The sequence below is a fragment of the Paenibacillus pinisoli genome, from assembly GCF_003605435.1.
Lineage (GTDB): Bacteria > Bacillota > Bacilli > Paenibacillales > Paenibacillaceae > Pristimantibacillus > Pristimantibacillus pinisoli.
In genome coordinates this window covers 366,460-379,478 of sequence record NZ_QXQB01000003.1, presented here as the reverse complement: position 1 = coordinate 379,478, position 13,019 = coordinate 366,460, and the positions used below count along the sequence as shown (strand labels likewise).

Annotated in this window: 9 protein-coding genes; all 9 read left to right on the top strand. The window is 58.4% G+C overall.

Features of this window, described 5'->3' with window-relative positions:
- Positions 1–42: 42 nt before the first annotated feature.
- A complete protein-coding gene (locus D3P09_RS15160; protein WP_207892499.1) occupies positions 43–1,770 on the top strand; it encodes a sensor histidine kinase in 1,728 nt (575 codons plus the stop codon).
- The gene (locus D3P09_RS15155; RefSeq protein WP_120111612.1) at positions 1,763–2,920 is read left to right on the top strand and encodes a response regulator transcription factor; all 1,158 of its coding nucleotides are present in this window, start codon (positions 1,763–1,765) and stop codon (positions 2,918–2,920) included. Before D3P09_RS15160 ends, D3P09_RS15155 begins: the two co-directional genes overlap by 8 nt.
- Before the next feature lie 152 nt (positions 2,921–3,072).
- Positions 3,073–4,371, top strand: coding sequence for an ABC transporter substrate-binding protein (locus D3P09_RS15150; protein ID WP_120111609.1), 1,299 nt, complete (start codon positions 3,073–3,075; stop codon positions 4,369–4,371).
- A gap of 30 nt (positions 4,372–4,401) precedes the next feature.
- Positions 4,402–5,364: a carbohydrate ABC transporter permease gene (locus D3P09_RS15145; RefSeq protein ID WP_120111607.1), complete on the top strand. Its 963-nt coding sequence runs from the start codon at positions 4,402–4,404 to the stop codon at positions 5,362–5,364.
- A 10-nt stretch (positions 5,365–5,374) separates the two neighbouring features.
- Entirely contained in the window at positions 5,375–6,187 is an 813-nt protein-coding gene (locus D3P09_RS15140; protein ID WP_120111605.1) for a carbohydrate ABC transporter permease, read from the top strand.
- A gap of 23 nt (positions 6,188–6,210) precedes the next feature.
- Positions 6,211–7,545, top strand: a complete 1,335-nt coding sequence (locus D3P09_RS15135; RefSeq protein ID WP_120111603.1) for an MFS transporter — start codon at positions 6,211–6,213, stop codon at positions 7,543–7,545.
- The gene (locus D3P09_RS15130; RefSeq protein WP_120111601.1) at positions 7,542–10,679 is read left to right on the top strand and encodes a glycoside hydrolase family 2 TIM barrel-domain containing protein; all 3,138 of its coding nucleotides are present in this window, start codon (positions 7,542–7,544) and stop codon (positions 10,677–10,679) included. The genes D3P09_RS15135 and D3P09_RS15130 overlap by 4 nt, the downstream gene beginning before the upstream one ends.
- A 17-nt stretch (positions 10,680–10,696) precedes the next feature.
- A complete protein-coding gene (locus D3P09_RS15125; protein WP_120112486.1) occupies positions 10,697–11,470 on the top strand; it encodes an SDR family NAD(P)-dependent oxidoreductase in 774 nt (257 codons plus the stop codon).
- A 142-nt stretch (positions 11,471–11,612) separates the two neighbouring features.
- Positions 11,613–13,010 (top strand): aminomethyl-transferring glycine dehydrogenase subunit GcvPA, encoded by a 1,398-nt coding sequence (gene gcvPA, locus D3P09_RS15120; RefSeq protein ID WP_120111598.1) that lies wholly within the window; start codon positions 11,613–11,615, stop codon positions 13,008–13,010.
- Positions 13,011–13,019 lie beyond the last annotated feature (9 nt).

Below are 13,019 nucleotides of genomic sequence, written 5' to 3'. Positions count from 1 at the left end.
ACTTCTGATACACAAGCATGATGTCAGGAGGAGGCGACTAGCGTGGACAGAACGCCGCAAGGTTGGATTCGGAGAGGACTGCAGCTTCCGCGCAAGAGCATACGCTTCAAGCTGCTCACTTTTTTTCTGGTAGTCGCCATTATACCGCTGCTGTCGCTGGGTTTCTTATCGTACCGCACTTCCTCGGACTTGCTGCATGTGCAGTTCGGCAAATACGGGGAGAATGCGGTATCCCAGCTTCAATACCAAATCGATGCCCAGCTTCGCCAGATGAGGCTGACGGCCGAATATATCCATTCCTATCTGCTTGACCCGACCAAAAGCGTCATAACGGAAGAAGTGCCGAAGTCCTATTCGCAAATTCAGGAGAAAAACAATCTGGAAGATTTTTTGAAAGCGCTTAAAACTGAGATGCATGCCGGTGTATTCATCGTCACGAAATCCGGTTATTTCTATGGCGAGAATACGCTGATGCCGGACGTATTGCGGCAGGAGAGCTGGTGGACCGGCATTAGCCCCGAGTTCCGCGGTCAATACTGGACAGGCCTGTACGAGACGCATCATTACCGCGCCGACTATCGCGATGCATCCCGCAAGGTGATGGGGCTGGTCGTGCCGATTCGCAATAAAGAGGGGCCGCTCAAGGAAAGCAGCATATTGATCGAGATGGAAGCAGACGATATCTATGATCAGCTGAAGCGCTTCGAGCGGGATATGGTTGCTTCGCTAACCATTCGGAATAGCGCCGGGAAGGTCATCTACGATTCGCTAGGCGACAGGGAGCCGCAGACGGATGATGTCATCTGGTCGCAGCCGCTTGCGGAGAATGACTGGACAGTAGAGGCGCGCTTGCCGTACGAGACGTTCTATCAATCGTCGAATGTCATTCGCTCATATACGGTAATTGGCCTGGCGCTGTCTGTTCTGCTTGCTTTGATATTGGCGGTATGGCTGGCGTCCAAGTTCACCTCGCGCATCAAGCGGGTGAAGGATTCCATGAACAAAGCGGGGGCGGGCAAGCTGCAGACCCGGATTGAGGTGGACTCCGAGGACGAGCTTGGCGTGCTGGGGCGCAGCTTCAACAACATGGTCGCCCAAATCCAGACGCTGCTGGACGAGGTGACCCGTACAGAGCAGCAGAAGAAAGAGGCCGAGCTGCGAGCGATCCACTATCAGATCAATCCCCATCTGCTGTTCAATACGCTTAATTCGATCCAGTGGAAGGCGCGGCTACAGGGCAACGAGGACATCCGCAAGATGCTCTACCATCTGACGATGGTACTGGAGGGCAATCTGGACATTACGCAGGAGCTTGTTACGGTGGAGCGGGAGCTGGCGATGATCGATCATTTCCTGCATATTCAGCGCATTCGCTATGGCGATATGTTCAGCTATGAGGTGGATGTCGATCAAGGAGCGGCAGAGGCGCTTATTCCGCGCATGAGCTTGCAGCCGCTGTTCGAGAATATATTTTTTCACGGCTTTGAGGATGGCGAAGGCCTGATCACGCTGAAGCTGCAAGCGGAGCAGGAGCTGCTGCGCTTGACGCTTCAGGACAACGGACGCGGCATGACGGAGGAGCGCGCGCGTGCGCTGCTAAATCCGGGCAGCAAGCGGACGACGAGGGGCGGGCTTGGCGTCGCCAATGTCGATCAGAAGTTCAAGCTGCATTTTGGCCCGCAGTATGGATTGTCTATCGAGTCAACGCCGGAGCAAGGCACCAGCATCATGATCGTATGGCCCAGAAAGGAGTCGGCTTCGCATGAATGAACGCATTAAGGTATTGATTGCCGATGATGAGAGCATTGTCCGCAAAGGACTGCGCGCTACGGTGAACTGGAGCGACTTCCGGATGGAGGTTGTCGACGATGTTCCGAACGGGCGCAAGGCGTGGGAGAGCTTTCTGGAGCATCGGCCGGAGGTCGTCATTACCGATATCGTCATGCCGGAGATGGACGGCATTGAATTGACGCGCAAAATCAAGGAGCTGGCCCCTCATACCAAAATATTGCTGCTCAGCTGCCACCGCGATTTTGAGTATGCGCAGCAAGGCATCAAGCTGGGCGTGGCTGGTTATTTGCTCAAGACCGCCTTCGAGGATGAAGAGATGGAGCGGCTGCTCGGGGGCTTTCGGGACGAATTGTCCGCCGAAGCGGCTGCGCCTCGGGAATCAAAGGCTGCCGGACGCCTGGACGATCTGTTCTGCGCTTGGCTGTTCGGAGCGCATAACGAAGCCGAATTTCTGGAGGGGCTCCGGCAGCGCTGGGCGGCCGAATGGAGCTGGATGGAGGGCGGCCACGAGGTCTACCTGCTGCAGCAGGAGGAAGGTCTCGGCGAGCTCGCCCATTCGCTTGCGGAGAAGCCGCGAGCCGCTGCGCTGTTGTGCGGGCACAATCGCTGCTATCTCGTATTTGCGCCTGGGCTGAAGGAAGAGCTGGATGCGCTGCTGATGGAGAGGCTGGGCAAGGACTCCTCCTTCCGCTGGTACAAGGAGGGCGCACAGCGCGGCATGGAGGGCTGGCTGCGCACCGTCCGTTCGCTGCATGCGAAGGCGGAGCGCGACCGCAGCTACGGCATACATGCGGAATCATGGCCGGAGGCGCTGCAGAAGGCAGTCGCCATTGTGGCGCAGGATCTCCGCTATCCGTGGTCCGTCAGCAACGTGGCGGATCGTGTGGGGCTGAGCCGCAGCCATTTCAGCACGCTGTTCAAGAAGGTGTCGGGGGAGAACTTTGTGGACTTCATCCACCGGATGCGCCTGAGGGCCGCCCGCGACATGCTGGCCCATACGACGCTGACGCAGCAGGATATTGCCGAGCATATCGGCCTTATCGACGGCAAATATTTCAGCAAATGGTTCAAGCGCTCAAGCGGCATGACCCCGAGCCAGTATCGGGGCCAACAAAAAGGAGAATCCTAACATACAAATTCGCGAAGCTCGCCCGTTATCGAACAAACGGATGCCAAAGAGCGGACGCGTGAACGTTTTTGAACCGCTTTCATCGAGCTACAATGAAAGCGGTTCAATTATTTTGGACCCGCAACGATCCTACACCACAGGGGGAATTCGAAATGAAGAAGTCCGCAATGCTCCTGACCGCAATCATGATGGTCATCGTGCTGGCCCTATCCGCATGCGGAGGAGGCGGCAATTCGGAAGGAAGCAAGGATCAGAACAAAGGCAATACCAACACGCAAAATGAAGGCAAAGACGGCACAGGCAACGCTACGATTCGCTTCGCAACGTGGGATACCGGAGAGGCGCTGAAGATTCAGCAGGAAATCGCCAAGAAGTTCGAAGCGGCGCATCCCGGCATCAAGGTGCAGGTGGAGCCTTACGGCGACGGCTTCGACCAGAAGCTGGCTGCGGGATTCGGTGCAAGCAATCCGCCGGATGTGATGTACATGTGGGACTTCCCGACGTACTACAAGTCGCTGGAGCCGCTGGACGGCTTTGTCGAGAAGGATGAGACGCTCCAAATTGACGATTTCTATCCGGGCCTGTTCGCCTACAACAAAGTAGAGGGCAATCTGTACGGCTTGCCGGCGGGCTTCACGACAAGGGTCTTTTATTATAACAAGAAGCTGTTCGACGATGCGGGCATCCCGTATCCGCAGGACGGCTGGTCATGGGACGACATGAAGGCCATCGCCCAGAAGCTGACTGACAAGAGCAAGAAGCAATACGGCATCGGCGTACGCGCCGACAACGACACCTATGATCTGCAAGGCTTCGTCTGGAGCAACGGCAGCAGCTTGATCAGCGATGACGGCAAAGCTATCGAGGGCTATATGAACAGCAAGGAAACAGCGGAAGCCATCGGCGTGCTCGGCCAAGCGGTGAAGGAAGGCTACGGCGTGCTCGTCGGCGGCAAAAACCAGCAAAGCGGCGATGACATTTTCAAAGCCGGCAAAATCGCCATGTGGGAAAGCGGCATCTGGCCGCTGGAGGGCTTCAAGGAAGCGGGCATCGACGTCGGTACGGTCGAGCCGCCAGTCTTCCCGGGCAAGGATGTGAAGGGCGTGCTGGCGCAATCCGCCGTCTCCATCGCCAAGGATTCCAAGCATAAGGAAGCGGCATGGGAGTTCGTGAAGTTCTATGTCTCCGAGGAAGCGATCAAGATGAGAACGGCCGATCTGCCGATCCGCATCAGCATCGTTGAAGAGAAGGGCTTCAAGGAGGACGCGCTGTACAAACCGTTCTACACCATGCTGGAGCGCTCCTCCAATGCGCCGGCGTTCCTGCTGCATCCGAACTGGAGCCAGATCAACCGGAACCTGTCGGTCGCGGTGGAAGCGATCATGCTCGGCAATAATCCGCAGGAGATGCTGGATCAGGCTGTGAAGGAATCGGAGAAGTTTTTGAAATAACGATGAATGCGCCGGGGAAGGGGAATTAACATGAGCACACACGAGACAGCGATCATCCCCCCGCAAGCGGCGAAACGGCGAAGCAAGATCAAATGGGGTAGGGCAACACCCTACCTCTTTATTCTCCCATGGATAATCGGTCTGTTCGCCTTCACGCTGGGGCCGCTCCTCTTTTCGCTTGTCATCAGCTTTTTTGATTGGCCGGTTGTCGGCCAGGTGGAGTTTATAGGCTTTCGCAATTATTCGGAAATGTTCACGGAAGACCCGATGTTCTGGACATCGCTGGGCGTCACGCTCAAGTTCGCGGCACTATTTGTTCCGCTCAATATCATTATAGCCCTGGGGCTTGCCATGCTGCTGAACCAGAATGTCAGAGGCAAGTCGATCTTCCGCACCATCTTCTATCTGCCCTCCGTCATCTCTGGCGTTGCGCTGGCGATGATCTGGGCTTGGGTGTACAGCGGCGAATACGGCATTCTGAATTACTTCCTGTCGCTGCTTGGCATTACGGGGCCGGATTGGCTCAACGATACGACATGGGCGCCGGTGGCCATCGTCATCGCCAGCCTGTGGGGGCAAGGGACGATGATGCTGATCTTTCTTGCCGGGCTCAAAAACATTCCGAAGGAGCTATACGAGGCGTCTTCGATAGACGGTGCGGGACGCGGCCGGCAGTTCTTCAGCATTACGCTGCCGATGCTCAGCCCGACGGTGCTGTTCAATCTGATTACGACGATTATTGCGGCGTTCCAGCAGCTGACGCTTGCGCTTGTGCTGACAGGCGGCGGGCCGATGCGGTCCACTTACTTTTACGCGATGTACATGTATGAGAACGCCTTCAAATATTCCAAGATGGGTTATGCCTCCGCCAACGCCTGGTTTATGTTCCTGATCGTGCTGGCGCTCACGATGGTCGTCTTCAAGTCCTCCAGCATGTGGGTGTACTACGAGGGCGAGATGAAGCAGAACGGCAATAAAAAGAAAGCGAAATGAGGGGACGCGCATGAAAAAAGTCATCATCTATACGCTGCTGGCGTTCCTGTCCGCCTTGTTCCTGGCGCCTTTCTTCTGGCTGCTGACGACGTCGCTGAAGTCGCCTACGGAGCTGTACCTGTTCCCGCCGAAGTGGCTCCCGTCAGCGCTTCATTTTGATAATTTCGCCAAGGCGTGGACATCCCAGCCCTTCAATCTGTTTCTCAAAAACTCGCTGATCGTCACCTGCCTGTCGCTGCTCGGACAGCTGCTGTCCTCTGCGCTGGTCGCTTACGGCTTTGCGAGATACAAGTTCAAGGGGCGCGACGCGCTGTTCATTCTGCTCCTGGCGACGATGATGATTCCGTGGGAAGTGACGATGATTCCGCTCTATATGGAATTTAATTATCTGGGCTGGATCAATACGCTGAAGCCGCTTATCGTGCCTTCGTTCTTCGGGGCTCCATTCTTCATCTTCCTGCTGCGGCAGTTCATCATGACGCTCCCGGTGGAGCTGGAGGAAGCGGCGCGGATCGACGGAGCCAATCCCGTGCAAATCTTCCTGCGCATCATTACGCCGCTTATGACGCCGGCGCTGGTGCTGGTCGGAGTCTTCCATATGCTGAACAGCTGGAATGACTATCTGGGACCGCTGATCTTCCTGAACGATCAAAGCAAGTACACACTGACGCTTGGACTGGCGCAATTCCGCGGCATGTACGGCGTCGACATGGAGGGCATTATGGCCGTAACGACGCTCATCTGCATCCCGCCGCTCGCCATCTTCTTTATGGCGCAGAAGCATATCGTGGAAGGCGTTGCGGGAACGGGCATCAAAGGGTGAGCAGGGAAAGGTTCTGACACATCATGGCAGGCAACAGCTACTTTAGAGATACGCTGCAAATGAGCGAAGGCGCGCGCCGGTTTCTGACCAGCGAGGCGCTGTACGGGATCGGCATCGGGTTGTACACGCTTGTGCTTAATTATTATTTGCTGGCGATGGGATTGACCGAAGCGAAGGTCGGCGGCATCGTCTCGACAGGCATTCTCGTGATGGGCGGGCTCGCGATTCCGGTGAGCCTGCTGGCGGGCAAGGCCGGGCGCAAGCCCCTGCTCGTGTCCGGCGTGTTCGCCGTAGCGGGCGGGGTCGCCTTATTCGCCTCGGGCAGTGGAGAGATTCGGTTTTATGCGGCTCAAATATTGATATCGATGGGATTGTGCTGTATCGAGACGACGGAGGTGCAGCTGCTGTTCTCCTACAGCCGGTCGCGCAAGGAAGAAACCCGGTCGTTCAGCTTGATGTTTGCGGTATTCACCATGTTCGTCGGAGCGGGGACGCTGCTTGGCGGCATGATTCCGGGCTGGCTCTCTGGCAGCGCGGACCCGGAAGGGGCCGCAGCCGGCTACCGGGCGGTGCTCTATTGCGCTGCGGGCACGCTCGCGGCACTGGGACTGCTGAGGGCGCTATGGCTCCCTCCGGAGCGCCGGGGCGGACGAATGACCGCAGCGAATTCAGAGGGAGGGCTTACGGCTCAGGCTGCGGGAAGCCGCCAGTCTGCCGGATCGCCAGCTACCCCTCAAGAGAGCGGGCGCGGACCGAAGACGTTCGTATGGCGCAAGCCGAGCCGGACGGTATGGACGCTGGCCTGCTATACGTTTATTAGCGGCATCAGCTTTGCGATGATCGGCGGGTTTCTGAACGTGATGGTGAAGCACCGGACGGGCTGGGAGGACAGCGCGATCTCGCTGCTGCTTACGGCGAACGGCATATTGCTGTTCATAGCTTCGCTGCTGACGCCGTGGGTGCTGGAGCGCTTCGGCACGGCGAAGGCGTTCCGCTGGGTGTATCTGGGCAATGCGCTGCTGGCATTCGTGCTGAGCATGCAATTGCCGGTGGCCATGTTCGCTATGCTCCTGCTCATGAGGGGCGGCGGATTCACCATGCTAAGCAATATGATCGACAGCCAGTCGATGTCGGCGCTGCATGAGCGCGACCGCAACATCTATGCGGGCATGCGCTCCGTCTTCCGCAGCGTCGGTTCGGCGGGTGCCACCTATACGGCGGGGCTCCTGCTGGCAGGAGGCCGAGTGGAGCTGCCGTTCGCCGTGACGGGCGTTATGCTGCTGCTCGGCTACGGTTATTACTACAAGTTCGTACAGCCATTATTGCAACATAAAGAGACAGGAGGCCATACAGCATGACAACATCTACTGGGTTGCCGGACTGGCAACGGCTGGACGTATTGGAGCGGAACCGCGAGGAGGGCCGCTCTTACTTTATCGCATATCCGGACAAGGCGGGCGCGAGGTCATATGACCGGGGCAAGTCGCCTTGGTTCCGCTTATTGAACGGAACATGGAAGTTCCGCTACGCCGAAGCGCCGGAGCTGGCGCCGGAGGATTGCCACGGCGAGGATTACGATGACAGCGGCTGGGCCGGCATTGCCGTACCGGGACATTGGCAGCTGCAAGGCTACGGCAAGCCGCATTACACCGATTTGTATTATCCGTTCCCGATCGATCCGCCGCGCGTGCCGAGCGACAATCCGACAGGCTGCTACCGCAAGGAATTCCGCCTGCCGGGCGGCTGGCTGTCGCGCCGCATCACGCTTCGGTTCGAGGGTGTCGACAGCGCGTACCATGTCTGGGTCAACGGCAAGGCCGTCGGCTATAGCCAAGGTAGCCGCCTGCCTTCGGAGTTTGACATTACCGACTACGTGCAGGAAGGGCGGAACAGCCTTGCTGTGAAGGTCTACCAATGGTCGGACGGCAGCTATATCGAGGATCAGGACATGTGGTGGCTGAGCGGCATCTTCCGCGACGTATCGCTGATCGCCCGCCCGCAGACCCATATTCGCGACTTTACGGTTCGTACCGGGCTTACAGGCGGGAGCGATGACGCTGTGCTGTCGATTGACAGCGAGCTTGTGGGCAAAGGCCGTGGCGGGGCATCCGATTGCCAGATTCATTACTCGTTGTCCGAGTGGGGCAGCGGCCGCGAGATTGCTTCGTGGACGAGCGATACAGTTCGCATGGATGCTGAGGGGAAAGCAGTGCTGCGAGAGAAGGCGACGATTGCCGCTCCGCGGAAATGGACGGCGGAGGAGCCGAACCTGTATTTGCTGCTTATGACGCTGCAAACGCCGGATGGCGAGACCATCGAGGTTGTTCCGGCCCGCGTTGGATTCCGTCAGGTGGAAGTGAGCGAAGGGCTGATGAAGGTGAACGGGGTGGCTGTACGCCTCAAGGGCGTGAACCGCCACGATCATCATCCCGAGCTCGGCCGCTATGTGCCGTATGAGGTCATGAAGCAGGATGTGCTCATGATGAAGCGTCACAATATCAATGCCGTTCGTACGGCGCATTATCCGAACGATCCGCGCTTCTATGACCTGTGCGACGAATACGGACTGTACGTCATGGATGAAGCCGATCTGGAATGCCATGGCGTGGAGCTGATCGGCAAGCCGCATATGCTGAGCGACGACCCCGCATGGGAGGCCGCTTATGTCGACCGCGTCGCGCGTATGGTGCAGCGGGACAAAAACCACCCTTCCATCATTATGTGGTCGCTCGGCAATGAATCCGGCTTCGGCTGCAATCAGCGCGCGATGAGCGCGTGGTGCAAGGCTGCCGATCCGACGCGGCTTATCCATTATGAGGGAGACCGCGAGGCGGAGGTATGCGACGTCTACAGCACGATGTATTCCTCCGTGGAGAAGATGATCGGCTTTGGCGAGAAAGAAGATTTGGGCAAGCCGCATATCCTGTGCGAATACGCTCATGCCATGGGCAACGGTCCGGGCGGATTGCAGGAATACGAGGAAGCGTTCCGCGGCAGCAAGCGGCTGCAAGGCGCTTTCGTATGGGAGTGGATCGATCACGGTCTGCTGCTGAAAAGCGAGGGCGGCAAAACGGATTATGCTTACGGCGGGGATTATGGCGATGAGCCGAACAACAGCAACTTTGTCATTGACGGCCTGATCTTGCCGGATCGCACCCCGTCGCCGGGGCTGCTGGAATATAAGAAGACGATTGAGCCGGTTACGATGCGGATTCTGGATGCCGCAGATGGCAAGCTGGAACTGCTGAGCCGTTACGATTTTCTGAAGCTGGACCATCTGTCGCTGTCCTGGTCGGTTATGCAGAATGGAGAGGCTGTTCAAAGCGGAGAGCTTCGTCTGCCGCCGATTCCGGCAGGGGAGAAGGGGATCATCAGTTTGCCGTATGAGCGCGGAGGGCTGAATGCTGGCAGCGGAGACGCCTGGCTGCGCGTCAGCGTGACGCTTGCGTCGGATCAGCGCTGGGCGCCGAGAGGACATGAGCTGGCCTTCGACCAATGGGCGCTGCCGCTTGCAGCAGCTGCTGAAGCCGAAGAAGCCGGGGCAGTCGAGCTGCAGCGAGAGATGAGCGGCGCATTGCGTTATGAGCAAGAGGGCAGCCGCGCTGTCATTGCCGGGGACCGCTTCATGCTTGAATTCGATCTGCACAAGGCGCAGCTGACGGAGTGGACGTTCGAAGGAAGCCCGCTGCTGCATAAGGGGCCAAGCATGAGCTTCTGGCGCGCGGTGATCGACAACGATATGTATGTCGTGAAGGATTGGCGCAAAGCCCATATGGACCGGATGCAGACGCGTGTAGATGGATGGCATGCCGAAGCGGACGGAGACGAGTGGCTGATCTGCTTCTCGCTGCGCATCGCGCCTCCGGTCTATGATTGGGGCTTCCGCTGCGAGGTTGTCTACCGGATTGCGCCGGATGGTTTGGTTACGCTGGACGTATCGGGCCTGCCGGAGGGCAAGCCGCCGGAGATGCTGCCGCGCATCGGCTGGGAGCTGGTGGTGCCGCAAACGCTGCGCCAAGCTGTATGGTACGGGCGCGGACCGGGCGAGAACTATGCCGACAGCAAGCGCGCAAACCCGGTGGGCATCTATCGCAGCAGTGTGGAGGAGCTGGAATTCCCGTACGTGTACCCGCAGGAGAACGGCAACCGGACCGATGTCCGCTGGGTGACGCTCCATGATGACAGAGGCATCGGGCTGATGGCGGCAGGCGCGCCGGAGCTGAATTTCAGCGCGCATCGCTATACGACCGAGGATCTGGATCTTGCCAAGCATCGCACCGAGCTGAAGGAGCGGGAGTATATCGTCTGGCATCTGGACTGGAAGCAATCCGGCCTTGGCAGCAACAGCTGCGGTCCGGGACAGCTCCCGCCGTATCAGGCGAAGCCGGAGCCGTTCCAATTCGCGGTGAAGCTGAAGCCGTACCATGCGGAGGAGATATCGCCTGTAGCGCTGGGCGCGGAATTAACAACGAGAGGAGAGCGAGAGTCATGACAATGGGCAAAGCGGACATGTTTGAACAGTTGCTGAATGTGCAGGGGAAGGTAGCCGTTGTAACCGGAGGCGCGTCGGGCATCGGCCTGGCAGCGGCGCAGACGCTGTCCCGTTTCGGAGCGAAGGTAGCCATTCTCGACGTTAACGAAGAGCAAGCGAAGCTTGCCGCAGAGGGCATACGCGAGGGCGGCGGAGAAGCGGAGAGCTTCCGCTGCGACGTAACGTCGGCGGAGCAATGCGAGGCGGCGGTCAAGAGCATTCGCGAGCGGTTCGGCAGAGCGGATATTCTGTTCAACAATGCAGGCGTTATCCGCCGCAAAACCGTTGTCGAGACCGAAGAAGCGGAATGGGATCTCGTCCTTGACGTTACGCTGAAAGGCGCTTTCCTTCTCTCCAAATTCATCATTCCGTTCATGGCGGAGAATGGGGGCGGCAGCATTATCAATACCGGATCCGGCTGGGGGCTGAAGGGCGGCGACAAGGCGGCCGCCTATTGCGCGGCGAAAGCCGGCATGGTCAATCTGACGAAAGCAATGGCGATTGACCACGGCAAGGACAATATCCGGGTCAACTGCGTCTGCCCCGGCGACACCGATACGCCGCTGCTGCGGGATGAGGCGCGGCAGCTCCAGCTGGAGGAGAAGTCGTTCCTCGTCTCCTCCGCGGATCGTCCGCTGGCCCGGCTCGGCACGCCTCAGGATATCGCGAATGCAGTGCTGTTCCTGGCAAGCGATATGTCGCAATGGGTGACAGGCTCTGTGCTGGTCGTGGACGGCGGCGGGCTGGCCTAAAGAGGCTGTTCAGCTTCATCCCGTCTTCTGCAGCGTTTTGAAAAAACGCATCATCGGAAGCAGAAGCTCATGTGTTGAACAACGGTCTTTTTGACTTATAGAAGCGATGCAACATTTTCATCAGAATCAGGAGGCGAATGACATGACTTCCCCTAACAGAACGGTCCATCCTTATATTCCGAATACAGTGCCTGAGGTGCGCGAAGCGATGCTTCGCTCCATAGGCATTCACGATATAGAAGAGCTGTACCGCGGCGTACCCGCCCACCTGCGGATGCCGGAGGCGATGAATATGCCTCCGGCGCTGGCGGAGTATGAGCTGCAGCGGCATGTAGAGCGGCTTGTTGCCCGCAATACTAGCGCGAAGGAAGCGGTCAGCTTCCTGGGCGCGGGCTGCTGGCAGCATTTTATTCCGGCGGTATGCGATGAGATCAGCCAGCGCTCCGAGTTCGTGACGGCGTATGCCGGCGAGCCGTACGAGGATCATGGCCGATTCCAGGCGTTGTTCGAATACCAAAGCCTGATGGCTGAGCTCATCGATATGGATGTCGTTAACGTGCCGACGTTCGACTGGGCGCAGGCGGCTTCCACCGCGCTGCGCATGGCTGCCCGGATGACGGGAAGAGGACGCGTGCTGGTAGCGGGCTCTGTCTCGCCCGACAAGCTCAAAATCATCACCAACTACTGCACCCCGGTCATTCAAGTGGAGACGGTCAAGTTCGATGCGGCAACGGGCGCGCTTGATTTGGGAGATTTGAAGGGCAAGCTTGGCGGCGACGTTGCCGCAGTCTATATCGAGAATCCGGGTTATCTCGGCATGATTGAGGCAAACGGCGGGCAGATCGCCGATCTGGCGCATGCGCATGGCGCGGAATTTGTAGTCGGCGTAGATCCAAGCTCGCTCGGCGTGCTTGCGCCGCCGAGCGCTTACGGCGCGGACATCGTCTGCGGAGACCTGCAGCCGCTTGGCATCCGGATGAATTACGGCGGCGGGCAAGCCGGCTTTATCGCGACACGCGACGAAGAGCGTTATGTGATGGAATATCCGTCCCGCCTGTTCGGCATTGCGCCGACCAGCGTGGAAGGCGAATACGGCTTCGGCGACGTGGCGTATGAGCGGACTTCCTTCGCCAAGCGGGAGAAGGGCAAGGAATCGGTCGGCACGCAGACTGCGCTGTGGGGCATTGTAGCAGGCGTCTATCTCGCCATTATGGGGCCGCACGGCATGCGGGAGCTGGGCACAACGATTATGCAGAAATCCCAGTATGCGGCGCGCGTGCTTGGGCGAATTCCGGGAGTCCAAGTCAGGGTTGAAGGCGCGTTTTTCAAGGAGTTTGTCGTAGATTTCAATGGGACGGGCAAGACGGTGCGCGAGCTGAATGAAGGCTTGCTGGCGGAAGGCATCTTCGGCGGCAAGGATCTGTCGGAGGACTTCCCGGAGCTAGGGCAATGCGCGCTCTATTGCGTAACAGAGGTTATTTTCCAGGAAGACATCGACCGATTGGCTGCGGCGCTGAAGCGTCTGACGGACAGAGCGTAAGGGGAGGAG